Here is a 25,511-nt window from a genome sequence, read left to right on the forward strand (position 1 = left end):
ACGCCCTCATCGCCCTCGCCATGCTCAGCCTCGGCGGCCACAAACCAGTGCTCCCCGGCCGGGTTTAACCCACAGAAGCAGCAGGAGAGCCAGAATCTCCGTCGAATTGATTCACCGCCGGAGACGCTGCTCAACCTGTGATGAACAGCCTCCCCGCCCGGAGGCTGCTGCAGTGTGCCCGCGAAGGGGGGTGAGTGCCCGATCCTCGCACTCCTTTGAGTGCGTCGCCCGGCCAAACGAGGGGTGGGCGCCGCTACCCCGTAGGCTGAACGGGGCACGCTTGACCGAAATTCGACGTGCTCACGCTTGATGAGCTGAGCTCGACGAAAAAAGGCCGAATATGACGCAGAACATTTCCGAACTTCCCCGCATCCGCGCGATGATCCGAAGCGACGGAACGGGAGAGCTCGTCATCGACGGTGTCAGCTCGCGCATCACCGCCGCCGACGAGGCCGGCGTGCGCGAGGAAATCATCAACCGGGTCACGGATGCCGCGCGCGCGATCGATCGCGCGGTGCGCCTGACCGCGGAAGACGAGCAGGGCAAGTCGCCGTTGATCGTTCACCCGAACGGGGACGTAGAAGACGATGGGGCCTTCATCCCGACCTCCTTGGAACCGGGACCGGCATCGGAGCCGGTGTCGACCGCGCCTGCTCCCGTCTCCGCCGCTGTCTCCGCCGCTGTCTCCGAAACCGAGGACGTCGAACTGATCGCGCTGGTCGTGCCCGCGGAACAGCAGAAATCGGGTCTCGACACCGCCGAACTCCAGGCCGCCGGGCTCGATGACGCTGGGCTCGGCACGGCTGCGCTTGACACGGCAACGCTGAAGGAAGCCAAGCGCGATGCCGACATGCGCGATGCCGATGCCGAGGTCATCCAGCAGATCGAACCGGCCCCGTCGGCACGGGCCCATGTCCCACCCCTTACCGCGTTCGATGGCCTCGTGCTCGATCTCGACGCCGACACCGACGATGAGGACGATCAGGAGCAGGACCTCGCGGCCTCGCCCTTCTCCGCTCCCCGGGCAGCCACGAACCTCGTCGGCCCGGCACCGGTGCAGGGCGGCACGTTCGCCGAGGTACCCGCCGACGACCCCTCGATCGCCCCCGCGGCGTTCGCCGGTGGTGGTCCGAACCTCGCGGACTTCATGAATTCCCGTCCGCCGCTCGTGGCGGGACCGGCCCTTCTGGGCTGGCAGGGCACGGTGCGGCGCCTCACCGGCGGACTCGTCTCCCCGGCCCCCGGAACCGGCGAGATGTCGCACCGCGCGGCGGTCGCGTCCGTGCAGCGCAGCCTGGTCGGCCCGCGCACGATCGTCGTGCTCAACCCGAAGGGCGGCGCGCACAAGACCACCGCGACCCTGCTCATCGCCGCGACCTTCGGCATCCATCGCGGCGGATACACCCTCGCCTGGGACAACAACGAGACCATGGGCACCCTCGGCGTGCGGGCGCAGACCGCCGCCCACACCAACACCGCAGTTGACCTGCTCCGCGACCTCGACAACTTCGCCTATTCAAGCTCCGCCCGGGTCGGCGACCTCGACAACTACGTGCGCAACCAGGGTGACGCCCGGTTCGACGCGCTTGCCTCCGACCTCGACCCTGCCGGGGCAGCCAGTATCGACGACGTGGCCTTCGGCAAACTGCATGCCGCGCTCAGCCGGTTCTACCGAGTGCTGATCATCGACACCGGCAACAATATGCGGGCGTCCAACTGGGAGGCGGCCGTCGACGCGGCCGACCAACTCGTCGTCGTCTCCACCATCCGAGAGGACACCGCGTACGGCGCGGCCTCGCTGCTCGACGGCCTGCGTCAGAAGGGCCACGCCGACAAAGTCGCGCAGGCGGTCACAATCCTGGCGTCACCGGCCAAGACGGCCGATCGTCAGCTCTCCGTGCGGCTACACGACCACTTCAGCAAGCTGACCCGCACCGTCGTGGACGTGCCGTATGACTCCGCCCTCGTGGCCGGGGGATCGCTGAACTATGACGCGCTCGCGCCGCGCACCCGTAAAGCGTGGCTCGTTGCCACGGCCGCGATCGCCGAAGGTCTCTGACCCGGCGGCGTCCCGGTGTTGAGCCTGCCCGGCTGACAGTGTGCCAGCCGGGATTCAGGCGGCACTGATCTCGGTCGGGCATACTAGCGAAGGCCCGAACGGATGCCCATCGACTCAGATGCCTCGCAAATCAGTGTGTGCATCGAATCCTGCCGAACAGATCAGTGGTCGAAAAGATCATTGTGATCAGATTACCGTCGAAGAGAAAGATCAGCGTGCGTAAACTTACTGCCCTCATCTCCATTGCCACGGTTGCCGTGCTCGCCCTCGCCGGGTGCAGCGGGTCTCCCTCCGACAACACCGGAGCGGCGGGAATCGCCTGCGTCGATTCCGGCACGGCGTCGGAGGCCGTGAAAGTCTCCGGCAAGGCCGGCGCCGAGCCCAAAGTGAAGTTCGAGTCGCCGCTGACCACGAAGGCCACAGAGGTCTCCGTCGTGACCGAGGGCAAGGGTGACGCCGTCAAGACCGACGACATCGTCGAACTGGGGTTCTCCGTCTACAACGCGAACACTGGCGATAAGATGAACGCCGGCGGCTTCGGTGACGACCTCGGCGCTCCCATCACCCTGGCCAAGGACTCGAGTGTATTCCCGGCGCTGATGAAGGGTGTCGCGTGCGCGAACTACGGATCGCGCGTCGCGGTCGTGGCCCCGCCGGCTGACGCGTTCGGCGAGACCGGCAACGAGGAGCTCAAGGTCGGGGCCGAAGACAACATCATCTTCGTCATCGACGTCAAAAGTGAAATCCCCCCTCGCGCGAACGGCGAGGACCAGAAGCCGGAGGACGGCTTCCCGACTGTCAAGCTGGCCGAGGACGGCGCTCCGACCGTGACGATCCCGGCAACCGACGCTCCGACCGAGTTGAAGACCTCGGTTCTCAAGAAGGGTGACGGTGCCACAGTCGCCGAAGCGGACACCGTGGTCATGCACTACTCGGGCGTCGTCTGGTCCACCGGTGAGGTGTTCGACCAGACCTGGGGCAAGAGCGGTCCGACCCCGATCTCCCTGGCCGCCGTCGTTCCCGGCTTCGCCCAGGGTCTCGTCGGCCAGACCGTCGGCTCCCAGGTGATGATCGCGATTCCGCCGGAACTCGGCTACGGCGCCGAGGGCCAGCCCGACGCCGGCATCTCGGGTACCGACACGATCGTCTTCGTCGTCGACATCCTCGCCGCCGGCTAGCCGGCCGTTCGGCTGCGCTCGAACCGACCGGTTTTCTGGGACAGACGGCCGTCGTGCCGGGCGCCGCCGCAGTGCCGGTGCGGTATAGCACCGACGAGCACGGCGCCCTTCTGCACCTGGCCGAGGTCGCGTCCGGACCGGTCGACATGGAGTTCCACGTTGACCTGATCGGCCGGGCGCATCCGTGCGTTCAGGTGTGGCGCTTGTCCGAGCCGGTCAAGGTCCATAAAATGTTGATTTCGTGGCTCCGCTCGTTCCCGCTCGTTTCCCTCGTTTTTCCCCCGACCAGGCAGGGATGTCCCATGACCATCATTGAGGCCAGAGGTCTGACCAAGGTGTACCACTCCAAATCCGGGCCGGTGCATGCGCTCGCCGGGCTGGACCTGTCCGTGCCGCGCGGGACCGTCAAGGCGCTGCTCGGCCCGAACGGCGCCGGTAAGACGACCGTCGTCAAGATGCTGACCACCCTGATCCGGCCGGACTCCGGCACCGCGTTCGTCGACGGCATCGACGTCGTCGCCGACCCCAAGGGCGTACGGCGCATTATCGGCGTTTCGGGACAGTACGCGGCCGTCGACGAGAACCTGACCGGGTTCGAAAACCTCGAGATGGTCGGTCGGCTGTACCACCTGGGCGGCGCCGAGTCCCGGCGCCGGGCCCAGGAGCTGATCGACCTCTTCGAGCTGACCGCGGCCGGCAACCGCCCGGTCAAGGGCTTCTCCGGCGGGATGCGCCGCCGGATCGACCTGGCCGGCGCGCTGGTGATCAACCCGAAGGTGCTGTTCCTCGACGAGCCCACCACAGGGCTGGACCCGCGCAGCCGGATCGCGCTCTGGGCCGTCATCAAGCGCCTGGTCGCCGACGGCACCACCGTGCTCCTCACCACCCAGTACCTCGAGGAGGCCGACCAGCTCGCGGACGACATCGTCGTCATCGACGACGGCCGGGTGATCGCAGAGGGCACGTCCGACCACCTCAAGGCGCAGATCGGCGGCCACCGCCTCGAGGTGGCCCTGGTAGAGGCCGGCGACGGCGTGGCGGCACGGGATATCCTCGCCCGTTACGGCGCGGGAGAACCGGCGATCACCAGCGACGGCCGCGGCCTCGAGGTCGCGGTGGTCGACGGGCCGCGGGCGCTGCAGCAGGTGCTGGCGGCGCTGGGTGACGCGGACATCCGTCTGCACGACGCCGGCATGCGCCGGCCCACGCTCGACGACGTGTTCCTGAAACTCACCGGCCACAAGGCGGACAAGGCCGCCGACCAGGCGGACGACGTGGAATTGGAGAAGTCGAAATGAGCTCCGCTGCCACCCTCCCCACCTGGAACCCGCTTTCGCTCTGGTACTCCGACGGCTGGACCGTCACCAAGCGCAACCTGATCAAGATCAAGCGCTCGCCCGACATGCTCGTGTTCGCGGTGATCCAGCCGATCATGTTCGTGCTGCTGTTCAGCCAGGTTTACGCCGGGTCGATCTCCGTGGAAGGCACCGACTACGTCCAGTTCCTCATGGCGGGGATCTTCGCTCAAACCGTCGTGTTCGGGTCGACCTTCTCGGGCGCGGCGATGGCGCAGGACCTCAAGGAAGGGATCATCGACCGCTTCCGCAGCCTGCCCATGACCTCCTCCGCCGTGCTGATCGGACGCACCAATAGTGACCTGGCGTTGAACACGATCTCCATGGTGATCATGATGCTGACCGGGCTGCTCGTGGGCTGGCGGGTGAACTCTTCGGTGCCGGAATTCCTCGCCGGCGTGGGACTGCTGCTGCTGTTCAGCTACTCTTTCAGCTGGGTGATGGCGCTGCTCGGCATGAGCGTGAAGACTCCCGAGGTCATCAACAACGCGTCCTTCCTGATCCTCTTCCCGCTGACCTTCATCTCGAACGCCTTCGTGCCCAGCGACACCTTGCCGACCCCGCTGCGCGTCTTCGCCGAGTGGAACCCGGTTTCGTCGCTGGTGCAGGCGGCACGGGAGCTGTTCGGCAACGAGGGCACAGCTCCGGTGCCCGATATCTGGACCATGCAGAACCCGATTGCCACGGTGCTGATCGGCACCACGGTCATGCTGGTCGTGTTCGTTCCGCTCTGCGTGCGCAAGTTCGCGTCCATCAGTTCCCGCTAGCAGGAGTCAGTGAATCCCCTGGAGAGTGCCCATGAGTGACCCGGTGCCATTCCGCACCGACCGGCGCACCGGAGCGTTGCGCGCGCCCCGCAACACCGCGCCCGGCGGGGCCGGCCCCTGGGACGTGAAGCGCGCTCATCCGTCGCTCTACGGGCCTGCCAACGTGGACTGGGAGCTGATCGTGGTTCCGGCCCAGCGGTTCGTCGCTCTCGACGGGGTCGGCGACCCGGACACGGCGCCGGCCTACATCGAGGCCGTCGAGGCCCTCTACGCCATCGCCTTCGCGGTCAAGTTCGCGGCCAAGCGTGCGCTCGGCCGCGAGATGGTCATCGCACCGCTCGAAGGCCTCTGGTACGCCGACGATGCCTCCGTCTTCATCGCCGGCGCGAAGGCGGAGTGGAAATGGACGCTGCTGATGAGCCAGCCGGACTGGGTGACGGATGCCTTCATCGCCGGGGCCATCACCGGCGCGCTCGCGAAGAAGAAGCTGTCCGCGCTCGCCCGGGTGCGGGTGGAAAGGCTCGACGAGGGGCTGTCGGCGCAGCTGCTGCATGTCGGGCCCTACGCCGCCGAGGCACCCGCCCTCGACCGTCTGCACGGGGAGTTCCTGGCAAGCTACGGGCTGAGGGTGAACGGCCGGCACCATGAGATCTACCTCGGCGACCCGCGCCGCGCCGCGCCCGCGAAGCTGAAGACGGTGCTGAGACAGCCGGTCGCGCCGGTCTGACCCGCGCCGGCCGGGCGGCGCCTACTCCTGACGCCGGCCGAGGTCGGCCTGGATCAGGAGGGCGAACTCCCGCAGCAGCACGGGGTCGACCTCGGCGGCGCCCCGGGGTTCCGAGTCGAACACGCACAGAACGCCGATCCGCTCGCCGGAGTCGGCCTCGATGGGGAAACCCGCGTAGAAGCGGGTCTGCTCCTGGCCCAGACGGGGCGGGCGGGCGGTGAACCGGTCGTCCAGGAGCATGTCAGAAATCACGAACGCTCCGGCCCCGCTCACGGCGAGGGCCGTGATCGACCCGGCCAACGAGTAGACGCGTGGAGTGAAGCCCACGCTCACCAGGTCCCAGAGCCGGTCGCCGTCGATGAGCGTCAGGGCGGCCGACCGGGTGCCGTAGGCGCTTCTGGCCAGGGCGACGATGTGGTCGCAGCGCACCTCGGTGTCGGCGGCGAGGATGCCCAGCCTGGCGACCGCCCGGCGGGGGCCAGGCGAGAGCGGCTCGGCACCCCACGCTTCCGCGCGGCCCTCGGCCGTTCCTCGGGAAGTTCCTCGGGCAGCAGCCAGGTACTCGGCATCGAGCGGTGGCGCCATCTTGTCGGCGAGGAGATTGGCCCAATGCACGTACTGCGCGGCCGTGCGCACCCGCCCCGGCGTTGAGGCGAGGGTTGCGGCCATGGGCACAAAGCAGCTCCGCTCCTGCCCCGCGCAGATCGCCGCGCTGGCCTCGTTCAGGCTGCGGGCGTGCTTCTCGGCCACGGAGCCCAGCCCGGAGTCGAAGGCCGCGATGGACCGGATCGGCTGCATGCCGAGCACGAAGATCCTGGTGCTGAGCGAGGACTCGTGCCGGATCCGGTCGAGCAGGGCGGACAACTCGCGCTGCCAGACCAGGGCTGACAGGAGTGTGACGGCGTCGGTCGTGCCGAGGCTCACGACGACCGCGTCATAGCGCCAGAGTCCCAGCCCGTCGAGTTCGGCCTGCGATGTGCGGATGGTGACCAGCGGGTTCGGGATGACGTCGACATCCGTGCCCCGCCCGGTGCGAGACGACAACGCCCGCGCCAGAGATCCGGGCAGGGCCACGTTGTGGCTGAGCACACCCCAGCCGACGGCCGGTCCGCTGCCGAAGAGGAGCACGCGGTCGCTGTCGGTTCCCGGGGAATGCGCCTGAGGAGTGTCCCGGGGCCGCGGGATGTCGTCGTAGTCGCGCGTCACGGCGGCCGACCAGGCTCGCATCAGGGGTACCAGCACCCACCGCAGGAGTTGCGGCACGGAGGGCTACCGGCCGCCGCGGCGCTTGCCCGCCCGGGGGCTGGGGGTGTTGCGGGTGCGGCCCGGGGCGCTCGTCGCCTTCTTCGCCACGGCCGGCTTGGATTTCGCCGCCGCGACCCGTACGGCCTTCGCCGCCGCTTTGGCCTTGTCGGTCTTCTTCTCTTTTTTGACCTTTTCAGTGCCGGCGGGCAGTGAGTCGACCCGCGAGCTGTCTTTCGTGCGGCCGCGCACGATGCCGATGAACTCCTCGACGTCTACCGTGGTCTCACGGGAGAGCCAGGCCAGGGACACCTGGCTTTCGGCGACATCCTCGACCGGGCGCGAGACGACATCCTTTCGGCCGTACAGTCGGGCGATCGAATGGGGGACGATCAGGATGCCGACCCCAGCTGCGACCTGCGCCATCGCGTCGTCGAGGTCGCGCATGGCCGGGAGCGGGCGGCGGGTGCCGTCCTTGACCTCGGTGGCCACGAGGCGCCATTCGGGCACGTCGTCGGGGTCCTGCAGCAGGTGTTCTTCGGCCAGGTCGGCCACCAGCACGCTGTCGGCGTCGGCGATGAAGTGGTCTTTGGCCGCGACGACCACCGGGATCTCCCGGTAGAGGGCGATCAGGCTGAGATCGGTCTCATCGACGGGCAGGCGCACCAGGCTGACCTGGGCGCGGCCGTCACGCAGCACCGCGTCCTGTTCGGACGGGTCGGTGCGGAAGACCTCGAGTGGCTGGTCGGGGCGTCGATCGGCCCAGGTGCGGGTCCACTTGGTGGGGGTCACACCGGCGACGAAGGCAAGGGAAAAGGTCACCGGCATCCTTTCTCGTGATGGCACTGCGAACGTAGATCCGTGGGGAGCGGCTGTCTCTCAGGCTATGCGGGTGCTCTCAGGCTATACGCTTGACTGATGAGCGAGAAGAAGACCCAGACCATGAAGCCCGCCACGGCGGCCCAGAAGCTCGGGATTCTGCTCGAAGCAGCCCCGGAAGAATTCCAGAGTGCGCCCGTGTCGCGCACCGAGTTGGCCGCGCTCGAAGCGAAACCGCCTGCCTGGCTGGTCGACCTGCGAGCGAACGGCCCGCATCCCAAGCAGGTCGTCGCCGCCAAGCTTGGCGTCTCGATCTCCGGTCTCGTGCGCGGCGCCGTGACGGAGCCGCTCACCTCCGCCGAGATCCAGGCTCTGCTGCAGCAGCCGCCAGCCTGGCTCGTGACCGAGCGTGCCACCCAGTATGAGGTGCGCGAGGAGCAGATCCGGGTCAAGGACCGCGACGCCGAGCGCGCCCGCAAGATCGCCCACGTCGCCCGCCAGGCAGCCCAGAACGAGAAGGCCGGTCGCGGCCGCTAGCGCCGCAGTCCCGCGCGCACGCCGCTCCCTCCGCGTCGTCTCACCAATTCGACGGAGATTTTGCCCGTAGGACGTCGATTCCGGCCTTTTTGGCCAACTCGGGCCAAAATCTCCGTCGAATTCGTTCGGGGCGGGAGACGCTGCTGTGTCGGGTGTCGGGTGCGGGGTGCGGGGTGCCGGGTGTCAGGGTGTCGGGTGTATCGGGTGTATCGGGTGTATTAGGGGTCGGGGTGCCGGGCCTCCTAGGCGTCGTACTGCGCGCGCAGGAACGTGACGATCTCGCCCAGTTCGGCTTGCGAAATGGAATGGCCCATGCCCTCGTAGATGCGCTCGGTAAGTGTGGAGTGTTCGGGAAGCCAAGCCCGGGTGCGGTCGACGGCATCCTGCGGGATGACCGGGTCGGCCGTGCCGCGACCCCAGAAAACCGGCAGGCGCCGCTCACGCAGGCGCTCGTCACCGGTGTGCTTGCTGCGCCCCACGAAACCGGACAGCTGCACCGCGAACGCGAACCGGTCGGGTGCCTGACGCAGCAGCTGCAGCGCCATAGCCCCGCCCTGCGAGAAGCCGAGTAGTCCGACGGACGCAGGCTGCTCGGGAAGGCCGTCCAGCCATTCGAGCACCCCGGCAGCGGCAGCATCCAGTGCGTCAGCGCTCGGCGAGCCCGGGTTGACCTTGGCGCCAGCGGCCCCGATCGGGAACCAGGCCCAGCCCGGACCGGCCGGGAGCGGGGCGCGCAGCGCGGCGATCACCGGATGCAGCGGCAGGTGCGGCGCCAGCGAGAAGAGATCCCCCTCGTGCGAACCGTAGCCGTGCAGAATCAGCAGAAGCGGTCGCCCGGCGCGGTCGGCGCCAGACGCGCTCCACAGCACGGCATCCGGGTCGATGGGCTCGGCGCACGCGGCGGCGGCGCCGGTGGTGCTGCTCTCGGTGGTGTCGTCGCTCCCGGTGGAGGCGTCGCCGCCGGGATTGGTGTCGTTCGGGCCCATGGTGGTCCTCCTGTTCGAGGTCGACACCGAGAAACGCCGACGGGTCAATCTTTCCACTCCCGGGGACGCGGCAAAATCGGTCGGCATCCGTCGTACCCCGTGCAGAACTCCGGCGATCCGCTGCGAGAAGCCGGAAAGATGCCCGTATTTGCGGGAACCGTGCCACCGCTCCGCCGAATTTCAGGGGTCATGCAACACTGGCCGGCATTTCCCCACGTGGCGGCGGCATCCGCGGGCACCCCGTGGCCAACTCAGGAGATTCCGGCAGCGGCGGGCGCGCCCCCGCAGAGTTCCGCATGTCACCGCGTCGTTTCGCGGGGCGGCCGTGCCAGCCACCCGTTTCTCCTGAGTCAGCCTCACCTCACTCGCCCCGCCTGGCCTGCCCTGGCCAGCCCGAGCATCCGTCGCCACCTGCTCGACCGGCGACGGATGTCCCGATCAGCTGGTCCGCCGCCTCGCGCCGCGCCGCCGGAGTGAGGCCCGCGAGGTGGCCCGTCGCCCACCAGAGACGGCCGGCGAACCCCAGTCCGGTGTTGTGGGTGACTGCGCCGGCCCGGGCCACTCGGTCGATGAACGCGGCGAGGGGAGCGAGGCCGAAGGAGATCCCCACTGGGTGATGCGCATGGCCGCGCCGTTGGTCGTGCCGAAGCGCCCGGACTCGAGGGATGACACGCCGGATCGCAGGCGCTCAAGCGTCGTCGTCGAGGGTCCGAGCAGATCGAGGGAGCCGCGCGCCCGCGCCCGTTTCACTTAGTCGAGAAGCTGCTTCGCGAAGACGCCGGGGTCGCCCTGGCCGTAACAATCGATCAGGAGCGGGCCAGCAGACTGGCCTGCTCCGTGTCATCCGTGATCGACCCGGCGGGCATCCCGACGGCGATCGGCTGGTGCTGTCCGGGGTCCCGAAACCCCTCACTGGCGCCGTAGTCGGCCTCGATCTAAGCCCGGGACAGGTCCTGCGTCGGCATCCCGAGTGCATCGCCGAGGGCCAGCCGGTGAAGGCGCCGAGCGCGCGGTCGTGGCGCGCCGCCGCAGTTCTCTGCCTCACCATGCGCAAACCGTCGCCGCACGCGCGCCGGACCGCGCCCGTTCCGTCCGACCCGCGGCGGGGTGCCCATGGCGTATCCGGGCGCAGGGTAAGACAGAATAGCCTCATGAGCGTGCGCACACCTGACCCCGATCCGGACTGGACGCCTGGGCCCGAGGGCGCGGGGCCGCCCCACACCAACCCGGGCTGGCTGAGCGACGTCGAGCTGGCCGAAGTGCGGCGCCGACTTCCGATCCTTTACATCGAGGCGGTGCCCGTGCGAGTCGACGGCCTCGGCCAGGTCGTGGAGGTCGGCGTGCTCCTGCGCGCCCGGTCGACCGGCGAGATGACCCGGACGCTCGTGTCCGGCCGCGTGCTCTACGGCGAGACCCTGCGCGACGCCCTCTTCCGGCATCTCGAGAAGGATCTCGGCCCGATGGCCTTCCCGCAGCTGCCGATGAGCCCGGTGCCGTTCACGGTGGCCGAATACTTCCCGATGCCGGGCATCACCGCGTTCACGGATGACCGCCAGCACGCCGTTTCGATGGCCTACGTCGTTCCCGTCACCGGCACCTGCGACCCGCGCCAGGACGCCCTCGAACTGACCTGGATGACCCCCAAGGAGGCTGCCTCCGACGCGGTGGCAGCCGAGATGGAGGGCGGGCGCGGGGCGCTGCTGCGCATGGCGCTCGCCTCGGTCGGCGAGCTGCGCTAAGCCGCCTGATGGCGGCCCGATCCTGCGGGCCGCTGCTGCGAGCTACTCGGTCGTGACGAGTGACAGACGACGCGCGAGCGAGCGCGGTCGCACCAGGCGCACTTCGTGGAGCTGTTCGCCGAGCACTTCCTGATCCTGCTCGTGGCCGTCGGGGGCGTAGCCGTTGCGCTTGTAGAACGAGTGCGCGCGGGGGTTGTTTTCGGCGACCCACAGGTAGGACGGGCCCTCGTCGACGACGGCGTCGAAGAGCTGCTGGCCGATGCCGGTGCCGTGGTAGGCGTCGAGCAGGTAGATGAAGTAGAGCTCCATCGGGGCCGGTTTGTCGGCGTCGCGGGACGGCCCGCTGCCGGCGAATCCGACGATCTCGCCGTCGACGAGGGCCGCAACCTGGCGGTGGTTCGGTCCCTGGGCGCTGAACCGGCGCCACATGGCGGCCAGGCGTGCGGGCTGCAGCTGCTCAAGGGCGGCCTCGCTGAGCAACTGGTCGTAGGTTTCGTGCCAGCAGGTGGCATGCACGCGGCCGAGGCTGTCGGCATCCGCTTCTGCGACGGGACGAAGTACTGCTGTGGTTGCCATGACCCGAGACTAGCTCAGCCGCAGGCACCCGATTGACGCTGCCGGGTTCTGCCCGTGGTCACTGCGCCGACGGCTCCCGTCCGACCCGCGACTTCCCGGTCTACGGCGGCTCCAGACCCCGCCGATGAGTCGGATAACAAGTGGCTAACTCCTGAGATACGGTGGCGCCATGGTGCGGCGCCACGTGATTCCGGGGCCGAGCATCCGTCACGGGCATGTTTCTCCTGAGTTGGCCACAACGCAGAACGGGCCGGCCTCGGGAGAGGCCGGCCCGTTCACAGTGGAACTAACGTGCAGATGCTGCCGAGCGACTAGCCCTGCGCGCGGCGCGGGGCCGAGCGACGAGCGCCGCCGGTGGCGCCGGCGCCGCGCACGAGGCCTCCGACCTGGAGGCCGCCGGAGCGACCACCCTGGGCCGGACGGCTCTGGGCGTTGCCCGATCCCTGGCTGCGACCGGATGCCGCGGGGCGGCCCGAGCGCTCCTGGCGCGCTCCGCCGGTGGGTGCCACTGCGTCGCTGCCGCGGTGTCCGCGGTTGCCACGTGCTCCACCGGCGCGGGCGCCGGAGTCACGGGAGCCGGAGTCGCGCTCATCGCGGTTGACGCGCTTGCGCTGGGCGTTGGCGCCCTGCGAGCGGCCGCCCTGGGACTGGCCGTGCGGCTGCTCCACGCGGGGGAGCGGCTTGACGTACGCTGCGACGTCGCCGACTAGGGCGTCCACGGCGGGGGAGGACGCGGTCACGCGCTGCGGGGTCACCTTGATGGCGGCCTTGCGCAGCAGCGCGTCGGTGTCGCGGCGCTGTTCGGGGAGAACCAGAGTCACGACGTCGCCGGCGCTGCCGGCGCGGGCGGTCCGGCCCGAGCGGTGCAGGTACGCCTTGTGCTCGGCCGGCGGGTCGACGTGGATGACGAGTTCGATGTCGTCGACGTGCACGCCGCGGGCGGCGACATCCGTGGCGACGAGAACCTTCACGTCGCCGGCGCTGAACGCGGCGAGGTTGCGGTCACGGGCCACCTGTGAAAGGTTGCCGTGCAGGTCGACGGAGGGGATCCCGGCATCGGTGAGCGACTTGGCGAGCTTCTTGGCCTGGTGCTTGGTGCGCATGAAGAGGATGCGGCGGCCGGAACCGCTCGCGAGCTTCTCGACGAGCGCCTTCTTCGATTCGACGCCGTCGATCTCGAAGACGTGGTGCGTCATTGCGGAGACGTGGCTGTTGGCCTCGTCGACCGAGTGCATGACCTCGTTGTGCAGGAAACGGCGCACGATCTTGTCCACCCCGTTGTCGAGCGTGGCCGAGAACAGCAGGCGCTGGCCGCTGCTGGGCGTCTTGTCCATGATGCGCGTGACGACGGGCAGGAAGCCCAGGTCCGCCATGTGGTCGGCCTCGTCGAGTACGGTGATCTCGACGGCGTCCAGGCTGATGAAGCCCTGCTTCATGAGGTCCTCGAGGCGACCCGGGCAGGCCACGACGATGTCGACGCCGGCCTTGAGTGCGGAGACCTGGCGGCCCTGCGAGACGCCACCGAAGATCGTGGTTGTGTTGAGGCCGTACGCCTCGGCCAGCGGCGTGAGCGCGTTGGTGATCTGCGTGGCCAGCTCGCGGGTCGGGGCGAGGATGAGGCCGAGCGGGCGGCCCGGACGACGTCGGCCGCCGGCGAGCTTGCCGCCGAGGCGCGACACCATGGGCAGTGCGAACGCGAGGGTCTTGCCGGAGCCGGTCTTGCCGCGGCCGAGCACGTCGCGGCCGTTGAGGGTGTCGGGCAGCGTGTCCACCTGGATCGGGAACGGGCTGTCGATGCCCTGCTCGGTCAGGATGGCAACGAGAGGGGCCGGCACGCCGAGCGCGCTAAAGGAAGTTTCAGACAAAATGGTGCCTTTCGGGCATCAGATTCCTCGGGCATCCGTTCCGCACGGGCGGCAACTCGGAGCCTCAGAGGTTTCACATGGCGAAGGTGCCGATGGGCACATCCGTTCGCCGTAAGAAGGTTTAATTCGAAAAATCGGGCCGGCCCTGGTGGGCTGCCGCAATAAGAAGAGGCGTTCTACGACGCAGTGGGCGCAACTACACGCCCGCAAGCTTCTATCGTAGCGGATGCTGTCAAGCCCTAGGGTCGAACGCCCGCCCGACGGGAGCCGTGGGGTGCCGCTCCGCACCGGGGGTCAGCTCGCCGACGGGCACCTCCGCGGCCACGGTATTGCCGGCCTGGGGCAGCGGACAGGCCCACATCGGGTCGTACGCGCAGGACGGGTTGTAGGCGAAGTTGAAGTCGAGGATGATGCTGTCGTCGTCAGCCCCGGCGCCCAGGTCGGCGCCCTTGACCGTGTCGAGCAGGTAGCGACCGCCGCCGTAGGTTCCGCCGGGCTTGCCGGCCAGACCGTCGCGCACAGGCAGAAAGAGCCCGCCGCCGTAGTTGGAGAGCCGCCACAGGTCGATTGGTCCCAGGTAGGGCAAACGCACGGTGCCGACGAGGTCGAACTGCACCTTCCCGTCGGTGCCGGTGTCAACCGAGATGCGCATCGGATGTTCCGCGCGGTGCACCTCGGCCTCGAACCGCCAGTCGGGGTCGTAGGCGGCGACCGGCAGCCCGGTGAAGCCGGCCCGGTCGTCGGGCATCAACGGCGACGCCGAATGCCCGCCGAACAGGTCGTCCCTGCCGCTCCGCCACAGTTCGTGGCCGGCGGCCGGGTCGTGCGCGCTGAGCTGGCGCACGCCGCCGTACAGCCCGAACACGCGCCGACGCCAGTCGGCCACCTGCAGGGCGCCGAGGGTGGTGCTCACGAGCTCGCGCCGGACTCATCGACGCCGAGGTCGAGGCTCCAGTTCGGCGCGAGGCGCTTGAGCTGGTGCAGCCGCCACTGCCAGAGCGCCCAGAAAACGGGCCAGCTGGCCAGGGTGAGCGCGCCGGTGCGGAAGATCAGCTGGTCTCGAAAAAGCGTCTTGCCGGTGCCGGCCGGGTCGGGAGACACGGCCATCCGGTGGTCCCAGAGGGTGACCGAGGCGAGCGGCCCCGATACCCCGCGGCCGGTGTCACGCAGGATGCGCACGCCATCCTTCCGGGTGGTCGCCATGGTCAGGCGAATCACTTGGTCGCCCATCGGCACCAGGCCGAGCGCAGTCAAGCTGACCGGATGCTCACCCGGCTCCCAGATGGTGGGGAACCCATCCATCTCAAGCGATTCGACGCTCACCACGGGCGAACTTACCTCGCGGAACACGGCAGGACTCCGCAGGGCGCGCCAGGCGGCATCGGGGGAGCAGTCGAGGATCTCTTTCAGAAGAACACGCATGACCCCAGTCTGTGGTGCTGGGGCATGCAGTACAACTAAGAGGGTGGCAATTCGACACTGGCTGGGCGTTGCCTCACGCGAACACGTGCTGCGCGCCGTCGCGGTGGGGCTTGTGCAGGCCAGCCACGGGGCCCGGGTGGCGCTCGAGCAGATGGGCGAGTCCGACGGGGTGGTCTACTATTCCCCGAAGACGAACATCGACGGCGACACGCTGCGCGAGTTCACCGCGATCGGTCGCATCGCCCCCGGAATCGTGCATCAAGGCGAGTCCGCCGCCCCGAGCTCGTACCGCCCGTGGCGACGTCACATCGATTACGAAACGGATGTCGTGGCCGCCTCCATTCGCCCGCTCCTGTCGGTGCTCGAGTTCACCCGCAGCAACCCCGACTGGGGCTACCAGCTGCGCCGGGGGCTGCTCGAGATCTCCCGGCACGACTTCGAGGTGATCCGGCGGCAGATGCGCCGGGAGTAGCGCTGGTACCAGCCGTTCTTCGCAGATGCTGCCGAGGCGACCCGTCTCCGCGGCGATTGTGGGTGGGATCGGCGATTTTCGAGGACGTGCCACCGGGTGCGGCGCCGGGGTGAGGCGCATCCTTTCGGTACACTGAAGGCATGACTGGCGAGTTCTGGTGGGTGCCCTCGGCCGTCGTTTTCGGTGGGGCGGCAGCGGTCGTCGTGGTGATCGTGATGATCATGCGGCGCCGGGTCCGCGCGCGCGCGCGCGTCGACCTCGCTCTGGCCGCGGAGCGCACCCGAGCCGCCGCAATCGCCCTCGTGCGTGCGGATGACCTGATCGAGGTCGCCACCGACGAGCTCGGTTTCGCGGTCGCCCAGTTCGGGGAGAACGCCACCAGCGACTTCGCCGCCGCGCTTGACGCCTCCCGGCGGCAGGTGCGTGACGCGTTCCTGCTGCAGCAGAAGCTCGACGACAGCGTGCCCGACTCCGAGGGTGAGCGTCGCCGCTGGACCGAGGAGATCATCGTGCTCGCCGACGAGGCCGTCAAGCGCCTCGGCGCGCAGACCCGCACTTTCGACTCCCGGCGCGGCGTCGAACGGGATGCCCCGCTGCTGCTTGAGAAGTTGCGTCGTCGCCTCGACCGGGTCGCCGACCGCGTCGCGGCCGGCACCGCCAGCCTCTCCCGGCTCAGCCGCACGTATGCCGCGCACGCCCTGGCCCCGATCAGCGGCAACGTCGCCCGCGCTGAAGAGGCCGTCGATGACGCCCGCCGGGCAGCGGATACCGCGGCCGCCCGTCTCTCCCGCGAAGCCACCGACCCCGTGGGTGACCAGTTGCTCGCGGCCGAGCAGGCCCTGCACCGCGCCGGCACCCTGCTCGACGCGATCGAACAGGGCGAAGACCAGTTGCACGTCGGATTCGCCTCCCTGGCTCGAGCGCTCGACGCGGCGGACGCCGAGCTGGCCGAGGTGCGCGCGCTGCGCGACACCCACGAGGAGACCACGGCCCGCGGCGAACTGAACCGCGTTATTGCGGAGGCCGACCGGGTGGTCGGCGAGCTGCGGCAGCCGTCGCGCTTGAGCGACCCTGCCGCTGACCAGTCCCGACTGCGCACGGCAATGGACGGTCTCGACCTGATCCGTTCCGAGGCCCGCAACCGCCAGTTGCGGCTCGACAACGCCCGCGGCGCGCTGACCGGCGCTCTGTTGGCCGCGCGCAGCCAGATCACCGTGACCCGCGACTTCATCACCGCGCATCCCGGCCGCGTGGGCGCTGTGGCGCGCACCCGCCTCGCGGAGGCCGAACGCAAGCTGAGCCTGGCGGCTTCGGAGGCCGACCCGGTGTCCGCACTGGACACCGCGCGCAGCTCGATGACCCATGCCACGGATGCCGACGCGCTCGCCCGCTTCGACGACCGGTAGCGCCGCCGCTACCCTTGGGGAGTGAACAAAGACGCGCCCCAACAGAAGTACCAGGTCCGTTTCGATGTCGGCCTGGCCGGGTTCCAGGCTCTGGCCGCCGAGGCCGACGTGGTCATCCTGGCCGACGCTTTGCCGTCGCCCGGCTCCGAGATCGTTCTCCCGACTGCCCTGCACGAGCACCAGGTCATCGCCGCGAACCTCGCCAATCGCGAGAGCGTGGCTGATTGGGTGCTCGCCCGCCAGGCGGAGAAGGGAGACCGGTTCTCCGTGGCCGTGATTGCCGTGGGCGAGCAACGCCAGGGCGGCACCCCCCGGTTCGCGGTGGAGGACTTCCTCGCCGCCGGCGCCGTGATCGACGCCCTCGCCGCCCGCGGCATCGACCACTGCTCGCCGGAGGCGGCCGCGGCCGCCGCGGGATTCGCGGGTCTCGCGCGGGCCGTGCGGCACCTGGTCACCGCGTCCGAAACCGCCCAGGCGCTCGTCGCCGAGGGGCGGTCGGCCGAGGTGCAGGCGACGGATGCCCCGGCGCGCTCCCCGGGAATCTCCCGATTGCGGGAATTCGCCTTTCCGGGCTGAGGTTGTTCCTGAAGCGGTCTCTGAGCCGAACCCCTCGTTTCACCCTCACCGTTTGAATCTCACTGAAGGAGCAACTCCCATGAAGGCAGTACTCAACGGCACCGTCATCGCCGAAGCACCGCAGGCAGATCTTCTCAAGATCGAGGGCAACTGGTACTTCCCACCGGCGAGCGTGAACTCCGAGTTCCTCGTCGAGAGCCCCACGCAGTACACCTGCTCCTGGAAGGGCGCGTGCCAATACTTCAGCGTCAAGGACGGTGAGACTCTGCTGCAGGATCGCGCCTTCAGTTACCCGACTCCGCCCTCGGCCTCCTTCGACCGGGTCGGCCAGGACTACAGCAACTACGTCGCCTTCTGGAAAGAGGTCCAGGTCTCCGAGTAGCCCGCTCCCGGCCGGACGGACGGCCCGGGTAATCGGTGGTCGAGCCTGTCGAGACCACAGGGCAGCGCTAGGGCTTCGCCGCCCCCGCAGCCTGTCGCCGGGCGGCGGCCGTGATCTCGCGCCGTGTCCACCGGATCAGGAACCGCTTGTCGAATCCGCGCACGCACAACCCGCAGGCGAACGCCCGGGTGGGTTGTCGGTAACGATAGTGCGCGTGGCCGGCCGGGCAGGTGCCGACCCACGGGGCGAGCTCGTCGGCGATGTCGCCGTCGTGCGTGCTCTTGCCGTCATAGCCGAGGTTCCGCGCGATCACCTTCCACTTCGGCCCGTGGCCGGCGCGCGGTCCGGCCAGAGCGTGCGCGACCTCGTGCAGCAGGATCTGGTGCACGTCATCGTCTTCGTAGCGCGCCGCCAGGTAGCGGGACACGGTGATGCGCCGCACGGTGAAGTTGCAGAGCCCCGCTCGCTTCTTCGCGTTGTCGAAGGCGAAGGTCCAGCTGGGATCGAGGTGCAGCGTGATCAACGCGTCCGCCCAGTGCCGCACCCGGTCGAGGTCGGCCATCAGGGTGCGACCGCCACCTGGTAAAGCCGGTCGTCGCCGGAGGAAGGGGTGCCGCGGCCATCCGTATTATTGCTCACGAACCACAGTGTGCCATCGGGCCCCGACACCACATCGCGCAGCCGCCCGAAGCTGTTCCCGAACCAGTCATCGACCTCGCCTGTGGAGGGATCGATGCGCCACAGCCGCTCGCCGCGCAGGGTTGCCATGAAGATGGTGTCGTTCACGATGGCGAGCCCGCTCGGGCTGGCCTCACTGGTGGGCCACTGCTGCTCCGGGTCGAGGTAGCCGGAGTCTGCGCTCTGTCCCCGGCCCTCGACGATCGGCCAGCCATAGTTGCCGCCCGGGGTGATGAGGTTGAGCTCGTCCCAGGTGTTCTGTCCGAACTCGCTGGCCCAGAGTCGGCCGCTGGAGTCCCAGGCGATCCCCTGCGGGTTGCGGTGGCCGTAGGAGTAGACGAGCGTGCCGAACGGGTTGTCGTCCGGCACGGCGCCGGTCGGCGTCATCCGCAGGATCTTGCCGCCGAGGGAACCCAGGTCCTGAGCGTTCTCGGGGTTCCCGGCGTCGCCGACCGTGGCGTAGAGCAGGCCGTCCGGGCCGAAACCGAGCCGACCGCCGTTGTGGTTACCGGCCTTCGGGATGCCGCCCTGCACCGGTTCGGATGCGCCGAGGGTGTGGCTTCCGACCGTGCCGAGCAGCGGCATCCGTACGATCCTGTTGTCGTCGGCGGACGTGAAGTAGGCGTAGACCCACCCGGTTCCGCCCGGTGCGGCCGGGTCGACCAGTGCGGCGAGGCCGAGCAGCCCGCCTTCACCGCCTGGGCTCGCCTCGGCGACCCGGCCGGCGTCGCGCAGGCTGCCGTCGGGCAGGAGTTCGCGCATGAGGGTCGTGTCGCGTTCGCTGATCAGGGTGCCGTCGTTCGGCAGTCGCAGGATCGACCAGGGGGCATCCAGCCCGGATGCGATCACGACCGGGGCGTCGACCGGCCGCACCGATGGCCCGGCGGTGCCGGTCGGCCCGGGTGCAACGGTGTCGGACGGAACCGGCCGGGCGGGGGTCGAGGTCTCTGCCGCGGGCCCGGGCGCGGTCGCCGTGCACGCGCTGAGCAGCAGGAGCGCGCCCAGGGCCAGCACCCCGGCCGCGCCGCTACGTGGTGGCATCCACCCGCTCATCTTCCACCTCCTTCGCACCGGCACGCTCGCCGGCGCTGTGTCCAGCATGCCCCGAATTTCTGCTTCGTGGTGAGTGGCCCGTTCCGTGCGTAGCTCCTGCAAATCGATGTCCGGATGCAGCCGGCCGGTCAATCGCCGGCCGGCGCCCCGCGGCGCCGACGCGCTACTGCTGTAAGCGGGTCTGTCGCCGCTCGGCGATGAAGGACTCGACCACCGCAACGGCGACGAGCGCGCTCTCGAGGAGGGCGGGTGTGGCGCCGGCCTGCTCCCGCAGCGTCACCGAGGCCGTGAAGTCTGCCAGGGCGGCGTCGAGGTCGCCCTGTTCGAAGTGAACCTTGCCGCGGCTTTCCCGGGCGAACGCCGCGACAGCGCCCCACTCGTGCGTCTCGGACTCGAGCACACAATGGGTCAGCTCGGTCACCGCCTCGTCGAGCTTGCCTCGGTACTGCTGTACCTGGGCGCGACGGATGCGACTGAACGCGAGTTCTTCCCGCGACCCGGTGAACCGGGACTGGCGCAGCGCAGTGTTCGCCATGTCCCAGGCCTCGTCGATCCGGCCGGTCAGCCGCAATAGCACGACCTTCTCGTTGAGGGCGGACAGGCTGCGAAGCTCGCCGAGTTCTTCGAGGCGCAGCTCAGCAGCAGAGAGGTCGACTTTCTCACGCAGGGTGACGGCGTCGTAGCCAATGATGATGGGCAGGGTGTGGTCCTGAGGCGAAGGCGGCACATGCCGCGGAGTAAACGTGGTCCCAACCAGCGTAGCCGGGCCGGGCCGGGCTGGTCCCCGATCCGGCCTGATCCACCGGCATCCGTCGCCCTCGTTCCCCCGCCGCGAGCCGCACACGTGGCTAACTCAGGAGATCCCAGCGCGTGAGCACATAAAGCCGCATGAACACGGATGCCCGCAGCACCTTGGCCCCGGATCTCCTGAGTTGGCCACACATCACCCGGCGCGCGACGCCCAACCCGTGACCCCCGGCGTAACCGCGGCTCAGCTGCCGAGTTGGAACACCGTGCGGCCGGGCAGCGGGGACGGGGTGGCCGTCACATCCGTCGTCACCATCGCGGTCGCCATGAAGTGCGTGAGCTCAGCACCCTCGACCACTTTCGACGGATGCGGCCCGCCCGCCAGCAGCCGCGACACCCAGCTCGTGTCGATGGGGGTGTGCGCGGCGACGAAGACGATATTGCCGAACCGGCGCCCCTTGAGCACCTGGGTCTCCGCGAGGGCGAGCACGTGTCCGAAGACGGCTGACAGCGTCGCGGCCTGTGAGCGGGCGAACGGCAGACCGGGCCCGTCGGCGACGTTCACGACGAGCACCCCGCGCGGCGACAGAAGGGGAGCGGCCAACTCGTAGAACTCGCGGCTGGTCACGTGGGCCGGGGTGCGGGCCCCGGAGAAGATGTCGACGACGACGAGGTCCACCGCGCCGTGCAGCCCGGCCGGCAGCTTGGCCAGAACCTCGCGGGCATCACCGTGCCGCACGCGCAGCTGCGCCCGCTTGTCCCAGGGCAGCTCGCCGCGAACGAAATCGATCAGGTCGCTCTCCAGCTCCACGACCTGCTGGCGGGAGCCCGGCCGGGTCGCCTCCACGTATCGGGGGAGGGTCAGCGCGCCGGCGCCGAGGTGCACGGCGGTGATCGGCTCGCCCACCTCGCCGATCAGGTCGATCACGTGACCGATCCGCTGCACGTATTCGAAGAACAGCTCGCCCGGATCGTCCAGGTTCACGTTCGACTGCGGCGTGCCGTCCACGATCAGGTTGAAGCTGCCCGGGGTGAATCGGTCGGGCTCGATGACGGCATGGTGGCCGCTCAGTTTCAAGTTGATCGACGGATGTTGCGCTACAGGCCTGCTCATCCCTCAAGTCTGCGCCCTCCGCAGTCTGAACCGGAGCGGCCCGAAACCGGGTTATACCTGAGAATTTATGGCACGTCAAGAATTGAGTGGACACAGAGAGCTAACCGGCATATAGTTGTTCTTTGCGCTCCCAGACTAAACTCTGCCTTCATATTGCGGTCGGCTTTGCGTGCTCAAGCCACCTTGACGCATACCTCGTTCCAGGATTTCAGAAAACCGGAATTTCAGAACCCGAGGGTCTGAGGAGTTCGTACTCGGTATTCCTTACTAACAGTGACTAGACCTGACGGGGTCCACGGAGGTTATTTCCTTGGCTGCTGCGCGCAACGCAACCACCAACTCACCCAAGAACGGACGCGCCGCTGGCCGTCTTTCGTTCGCGAAGATCACCGACAATCTGACTGTTCCGGATCTGCTTGCTTTGCAGACCGAGAGCTTCGATTGGCTCGTCGGTAACGACAACTGGAAACAGCGTGTCGCAGAAGGCCAGGCGGCCGGTCGACAGGACCTGCCGACTCGCACCGGGCTCGACGAGATCTTCGAAGAGATCTCACCCATCGAGGACCTCGGCGAAACGATGCAGCTGTCGTTCACCAACCCGGAGCTCGAGCCGGAGAAGTACACCATTGACGAGTGCAAGGAAAAGGGTAAGACCTACTCCGCACCTCTCTATGTGAACGCTGAGTTCATGAACCACCTCACCGGTGAGATCAAGACCCAGACCGTGTTCATGGGTGACTTCCCGCTGATGACCCCCAAGGGCACCTTCGTGATCAACGGCACGGAGCGTGTCGTCGTCTCACAGCTGGTCCGCTCCCCGGGCGTCTACTTCGACCGCCAGCAGGAGAAGACGTCCGACAAGGACATCTACTCCGCTCGCGTCATCCCGAGCCGCGGTGCCTGGCTCGAATTCGAGATCGACAAGCGCGACCAGGTCGGCGTTCGCATCGACCGCAAGCGCAAACAGTCCGTCACCGTCTTCCTCAAGGCCCTCGGCCTCACGAGCGAAGAGATCCTCGAAGAGTTCAAGGGCTTTGCGTCGATCGAGCTCACCCTGGAGAAGGACAACATCCTCACCAAGGAAGAAGCCCTCAAGGACATCTACCGCAAGCTGCGTCCGGGCGAGCAGGTTGCCGCCGAGGCCGCGCGTGCGCTTCTCGACAACTTCTTCTTCAACTCCAAGCGCTACGACCTGGCCAAGGTCGGTCGTTACAAGATCAACCGCAAGCTCGGACTCGAAGCGCCGCTCAGCGACTCCGTGCTGACGCTCAAGGACATCCTGGCCACGATCAAGTACCTGGTTGCGCTGCACGACAACCAGACCACGATCGCCGGCGTCCGCGACGGCAAGCAGACCGACATCCGCATCGACATCGACGACATCGACCACTTCGGCAACCGTCGCATCCGTGCCGTCGGCGAGCTCATCCAGAACCAGGTGCGCACCGGCCTGTCCCGCATGGAGCGCGTCGTTCGCGAGCGCATGACCACGCAGGACATCGAAGCGATCACCCCGCAGACCCTGATCAACGTGCGCCCCGTCGTCGCCGCGATCAAGGAGTTCTTCGGTACCAGCCAGCTGTCGCAGTTCATGGACCAGAACAACCCGCTCGCCGGACTGACGCACAAGCGTCGCCTGTCCGCGCTGGGTCCGGGTGGTCTGTCCCGTGACCGTGCCGGCGTCGAGGTGCGAGACGTTCACCCCTCGCACTACGGCCGCATGTGCCCCATCGAAACCCCGGAAGGCCCGAACATCGGCCTGATCGGTTCGCTCGCCTCGTTCGCGCGGATCAACGCCTTCGGTTTCATTGAGACCCCGTACCGCCGCGTCGTCGATGGCAAGGTCATGAACGACCAGATCGACTACCTCACCGCCAGCGAAGAAGACGAGTTCATCGTCGCCCAGGCGAACGCCCCGCTCACCAAGGACTGGCACTTCGCCGACGCCCGTGTTCTCGCCCGCAAAAAGGGTGGAGAGGTCGACCTCTTTCCCGCGGAAGACATTGGCTACATGGATGTTTCGCCTCGCCAGATGGTGTCCGTCGCCACCTCGCTCATCCCGTTCCTCGAGCACGACGATGCGAACCGCGCCCTCATGGGTGCCAACATGCAGCGTCAGGCCGTCCCGCTCCTGATGAGCGAGAGCCCGCTCGTCGGTACCGGCATGGAGGTCTTTGCGGCCATCGACGCCGGTGACGTGCTCACCGCCGACAAGGCCGGCGTGGTGATGGAGGTTTCGGCCGACGTCGTCACCATTCAGCTCGACGAGGGCGGCACGCAGGAGTACTACCTGCGCAAGTTCGCGCGCTCCAACCAGGGCACGAGCTACAACCACCGTGTCATCGTGCAGGCCGGCGAGCGGATCGAAGTCGGCGAAGTCATCGCCGATGGCCCCGCCACCGAAAACGGAGAACTCGCTCTAGGCAAGAACCTGCTCGTCGCGTTCATGCCATGGGAAGGCTACAACTTCGAGGACGCGATCATCCTGAGCCAGAACCTGGTCAAGGACGACACCCTCTCGTCGATTCACATCGAGGAATACGAGGTTGACGCTCGCGACACCAAGCTGGGCAAGGAAGAGATCACCCGCGACCTGCCCAACGTGTCGCCTGATCTGCTCGCCGACCTCGACGAACGCGGCATCATCCGGATCGGTGCCGAGGTTCGCCCCGGCGACATCCTCGTCGGCAAGGTCACGCCCAAGGGCGAGACCGAGCTGTCCGCCGAGGAGCGCCTGCTGCGTGCCATCTTCAACGAGAAGAGCCGCGAAGTTCGCGACACGAGCCTCAAGGTTCCCCACGGTGAACGCGGCACCATCATCGGTGTCAAAGTCTTCGACTCGCAGGACGGCGACGACGAGCTCGGCTCGGGCGTCAACCAGCGCGTCGCGGTCTTCATCGCGCAGAAGCGCAAGATCACCGAGGGTGACAAGCTCGCCGGCCGTCACGGCAACAAGGGTGTCATCTCCCGCATCCTGCCGATCGAGGACATGCCGTTCCTCGCCGACGGAACCCCGGTCGACATCATCCTCAACCCGCTGGGCATCCCGGGCCGAATGAACTTCGGTCAGGTTCTGGAAACCCACCTGGGCTGGATCGCCAAGCAGGGCTGGCAGGTGGAAGGCAAGCCCAAGTGGGCCGGCCGTCTGCCCGAGGCCGCGCACAGCGCAGCTCCGAACACCAAGGTCGCGACCCCGGTATTCGACGGCGCGCTCGAGGTCGAGATCGAGGGTCTTCTCGACTCGACGACCCCGACTCGTGACGGCGACCGCCTGATCGACCGCACCGGTAAGACCCAGTTGTTCGACGGCCGCTCCGGCGAGCCGTTCCCCAACCCGGTTTCCGTGGGCTACATGTACATCCTGAAGCTGCACCACCTTGTCGATGACAAGATCCACGCCCGTTCCACCGGCCCCTACTCCATGATCACGCAGCAGCCGCTGGGTGGTAAGGCGCAGTTCGGCGGACAGCGTTTCGGTGAGATGGAGGTGTGGGCGCTCGAAGCATACGGAGCCGCTTATGCCCTGCAGGAACTCCTGACCATCAAGAGCGATGACATCCTCGGCCGGGTGAAGGTCTACGAGGCCATCGTCAAGGGCGAGAACATTCAGGAGCCGGGTATCCCCGAGAGCTTCAAGGTTCTGATCAAGGAAATGCAGTCGCTGTGCCTGAACGTCGAGGTGCTGTCGAGCGACGGTACCGCCGTCAGCCTGCGCGACACGGATGACGAGGTGTTCCGCGCTGCGGAAGAACTCGGCATCAACATTTCCACCCGGTTTGAGTCGTCTTCGATCGACGACATCTAGGCCCGG

At 68.1% G+C, this 25,511-nt stretch carries 25 protein-coding genes; 12 read left to right on the top strand and 13 right to left on the bottom strand.

Features of this window, described 5'->3' with window-relative positions:
• Nucleotides 1-340: 340 nt before the first annotated feature.
• Together E3N86_RS09715 and E3N86_RS09720 are read left to right on the top strand one after the other, a co-directional pair.
• A complete protein-coding gene (locus tag E3N86_RS09715) occupies nucleotides 341-2,059 on the top strand; it encodes a chromosome partitioning protein (protein WP_134511864.1) in 1,719 nt (572 codons plus the stop codon).
• Nucleotides 2,060-2,274: 215 nt separating this feature from the next.
• Nucleotides 2,275-3,237, top strand: coding sequence for an FKBP-type peptidyl-prolyl cis-trans isomerase (locus E3N86_RS09720; RefSeq protein WP_134511865.1), 963 nt, complete (start codon nucleotides 2,275-2,277; stop codon nucleotides 3,235-3,237).
• Here E3N86_RS09720 and E3N86_RS09725 read toward each other — a convergent pair.
• Nucleotides 3,234-3,464: a hypothetical protein gene (locus E3N86_RS09725; protein ID WP_134511866.1), complete on the bottom strand. Its 231-nt coding sequence runs from the start codon at nucleotides 3,462-3,464 to the stop codon at nucleotides 3,234-3,236. The genes E3N86_RS09720 and E3N86_RS09725 overlap by 4 nt on opposite strands.
• Before the next feature lie 75 nt (nucleotides 3,465-3,539).
• Here E3N86_RS09725 and E3N86_RS09730 point away from each other — a divergent pair, with 75 nt between their 5' ends.
• From E3N86_RS09730 to E3N86_RS09740, 3 genes are read left to right on the top strand one after another with little or no spacing between them, the layout of a single operon-like run.
• Nucleotides 3,540-4,535 (top strand): ATP-binding cassette domain-containing protein, encoded by a 996-nt coding sequence (locus E3N86_RS09730; RefSeq protein ID WP_134341752.1) that lies wholly within the window; start codon nucleotides 3,540-3,542, stop codon nucleotides 4,533-4,535.
• Nucleotides 4,532-5,359 carry an ABC transporter permease gene (locus E3N86_RS09735; RefSeq protein WP_134341753.1) on the top strand — a complete coding sequence of 276 codons (828 nt, stop codon included), beginning with the start codon at nucleotides 4,532-4,534 and terminating at the stop codon, nucleotides 5,357-5,359. The genes E3N86_RS09730 and E3N86_RS09735 overlap by 4 nt, the downstream gene beginning before the upstream one ends.
• Before the next feature lie 31 nt (nucleotides 5,360-5,390).
• Nucleotides 5,391-6,086 carry a GyrI-like domain-containing protein gene (locus E3N86_RS09740; RefSeq protein WP_134511867.1) on the top strand — a complete coding sequence of 232 codons (696 nt, stop codon included), beginning with the start codon at nucleotides 5,391-5,393 and terminating at the stop codon, nucleotides 6,084-6,086.
• Between the two features lie 21 nt (nucleotides 6,087-6,107).
• Here E3N86_RS09740 and E3N86_RS09745 read toward each other — a convergent pair whose 3' ends face one another.
• A complete protein-coding gene (locus E3N86_RS09745; protein ID WP_134420331.1) occupies nucleotides 6,108-7,349 on the bottom strand; it encodes a GAF domain-containing protein in 1,242 nt (413 codons plus the stop codon).
• Nucleotides 7,350-7,355: 6 nt separating this feature from the next.
• Nucleotides 7,356-8,150, bottom strand: coding sequence for a LysR substrate-binding domain-containing protein (locus tag E3N86_RS09750; protein ID WP_198411560.1), 795 nt, complete (start codon nucleotides 8,148-8,150; stop codon nucleotides 7,356-7,358).
• Between the two features lie 96 nt (nucleotides 8,151-8,246).
• On the opposite strand from E3N86_RS09750, the gene E3N86_RS09755 reads away from it, so the two are divergent.
• Nucleotides 8,247-8,684, top strand: coding sequence for a DUF5997 family protein (locus E3N86_RS09755; protein ID WP_174843012.1), 438 nt, complete (start codon nucleotides 8,247-8,249; stop codon nucleotides 8,682-8,684).
• Nucleotides 8,685-8,926: 242 nt separating this feature from the next.
• On the opposite strand, the gene E3N86_RS09760 is transcribed toward E3N86_RS09755, so the two are convergent.
• Both E3N86_RS09760 and E3N86_RS09765 read right to left on the bottom strand, forming a co-directional pair.
• Complete coding sequence (locus E3N86_RS09760) at nucleotides 8,927-9,670, bottom strand: alpha/beta hydrolase (RefSeq protein WP_134342094.1); 744 nt, start codon at nucleotides 9,668-9,670, stop codon at nucleotides 8,927-8,929.
• A 361-nt stretch (nucleotides 9,671-10,031) separates the two neighbouring features.
• Nucleotides 10,032-10,280, bottom strand: coding sequence for a hypothetical protein (locus tag E3N86_RS09765; RefSeq protein ID WP_134511868.1), 249 nt, complete (start codon nucleotides 10,278-10,280; stop codon nucleotides 10,032-10,034).
• Between the two features lie 541 nt (nucleotides 10,281-10,821).
• Between E3N86_RS09765 and E3N86_RS09770 the strand changes: the two genes are divergently transcribed.
• The gene (locus tag E3N86_RS09770) at nucleotides 10,822-11,409 is read left to right on the top strand and encodes an NUDIX hydrolase family protein (protein WP_134511869.1); all 588 of its coding nucleotides are present in this window, start codon (nucleotides 10,822-10,824) and stop codon (nucleotides 11,407-11,409) included.
• 42 nt (nucleotides 11,410-11,451) lie between these two features.
• On the opposite strand, the gene E3N86_RS09775 is transcribed toward E3N86_RS09770, so the two are convergent.
• The 4 genes from E3N86_RS09775 to E3N86_RS09790 all read right to left on the bottom strand — a co-directional run bounded on the left by E3N86_RS09775 (nucleotide 11,452) and on the right by E3N86_RS09790 (nucleotide 15,272).
• Nucleotides 11,452-11,985 (bottom strand): GNAT family N-acetyltransferase, encoded by a 534-nt coding sequence (locus E3N86_RS09775; RefSeq protein ID WP_104101003.1) that lies wholly within the window; start codon nucleotides 11,983-11,985, stop codon nucleotides 11,452-11,454.
• A 311-nt stretch (nucleotides 11,986-12,296) separates the two neighbouring features.
• Nucleotides 12,297-13,850 (bottom strand): DEAD/DEAH box helicase, encoded by a 1,554-nt coding sequence (locus E3N86_RS09780; protein ID WP_134415663.1) that lies wholly within the window; start codon nucleotides 13,848-13,850, stop codon nucleotides 12,297-12,299.
• 232 nt (nucleotides 13,851-14,082) lie between these two features.
• Entirely contained in the window at nucleotides 14,083-14,763 is a 681-nt protein-coding gene (locus E3N86_RS09785) for a DUF1684 domain-containing protein (RefSeq protein WP_198412905.1), read from the bottom strand.
• Complete coding sequence (locus E3N86_RS09790; protein WP_104101001.1) at nucleotides 14,760-15,272, bottom strand: hypothetical protein; 513 nt, start codon at nucleotides 15,270-15,272, stop codon at nucleotides 14,760-14,762. The genes E3N86_RS09785 and E3N86_RS09790 overlap by 4 nt, the downstream gene beginning before the upstream one ends.
• A 43-nt stretch (nucleotides 15,273-15,315) precedes the next feature.
• Here E3N86_RS09790 and E3N86_RS09795 point away from each other — a divergent pair, with 43 nt between their 5' ends.
• The 4 genes from E3N86_RS09795 to E3N86_RS09810 all read left to right on the top strand — a co-directional run bounded on the left by E3N86_RS09795 (nucleotide 15,316) and on the right by E3N86_RS09810 (nucleotide 18,108).
• A complete protein-coding gene (locus E3N86_RS09795) occupies nucleotides 15,316-15,744 on the top strand; it encodes an EVE domain-containing protein (RefSeq protein ID WP_241986010.1) in 429 nt (142 codons plus the stop codon).
• 140 nt (nucleotides 15,745-15,884) lie between these two features.
• Nucleotides 15,885-17,150, top strand: a complete 1,266-nt coding sequence (locus tag E3N86_RS09800) for a hypothetical protein (protein WP_134511871.1) — start codon at nucleotides 15,885-15,887, stop codon at nucleotides 17,148-17,150.
• Between the two features lie 21 nt (nucleotides 17,151-17,171).
• Nucleotides 17,172-17,726, top strand: a complete 555-nt coding sequence (locus tag E3N86_RS09805; protein ID WP_104100998.1) for a 2-phosphosulfolactate phosphatase — start codon at nucleotides 17,172-17,174, stop codon at nucleotides 17,724-17,726.
• A gap of 79 nt (nucleotides 17,727-17,805) precedes the next feature.
• A complete protein-coding gene (locus E3N86_RS09810; protein WP_104100997.1) occupies nucleotides 17,806-18,108 on the top strand; it encodes a DUF427 domain-containing protein in 303 nt (100 codons plus the stop codon).
• Nucleotides 18,109-18,175: 67 nt separating this feature from the next.
• Here E3N86_RS09810 and E3N86_RS09815 read toward each other — a convergent pair whose 3' ends face one another.
• From E3N86_RS09815 to E3N86_RS09830, 4 genes are all read right to left on the bottom strand, one after another.
• Nucleotides 18,176-18,670, bottom strand: coding sequence for a SprT-like domain-containing protein (locus E3N86_RS09815; protein WP_134420323.1), 495 nt, complete (start codon nucleotides 18,668-18,670; stop codon nucleotides 18,176-18,178).
• Entirely contained in the window at nucleotides 18,670-19,839 is a 1,170-nt protein-coding gene (locus E3N86_RS09820; protein WP_241986011.1) for a sorbosone dehydrogenase family protein, read from the bottom strand. Before E3N86_RS09820 ends, E3N86_RS09815 begins: the two co-directional genes overlap by 1 nt.
• Before the next feature lie 163 nt (nucleotides 19,840-20,002).
• On the bottom strand, nucleotides 20,003-20,566 hold the full coding sequence (locus E3N86_RS09825; RefSeq protein WP_241980696.1) for a hypothetical protein: 564 nt from the start codon (nucleotides 20,564-20,566) through the stop codon (nucleotides 20,003-20,005).
• A gap of 264 nt (nucleotides 20,567-20,830) precedes the next feature.
• Nucleotides 20,831-21,700 (bottom strand): spermidine synthase, encoded by an 870-nt coding sequence (locus E3N86_RS09830; protein ID WP_134511872.1) that lies wholly within the window; start codon nucleotides 21,698-21,700, stop codon nucleotides 20,831-20,833.
• Between the two features lie 310 nt (nucleotides 21,701-22,010).
• Between E3N86_RS09830 and rpoB the strand changes: the two genes are divergently transcribed.
• Nucleotides 22,011-25,505, top strand: a complete 3,495-nt coding sequence (gene rpoB, locus E3N86_RS09835; protein WP_104100993.1) for a DNA-directed RNA polymerase subunit beta — start codon at nucleotides 22,011-22,013, stop codon at nucleotides 25,503-25,505.
• Nucleotides 25,506-25,511 lie beyond the last annotated feature (6 nt).

Origin of the sequence: Cryobacterium sp. Hz7, assembly GCF_004402815.1 — a bacterium.
GTDB classification, from domain to species: Bacteria; Actinomycetota; Actinomycetes; order Actinomycetales; family Microbacteriaceae; genus Cryobacterium; species Cryobacterium sandaracinum.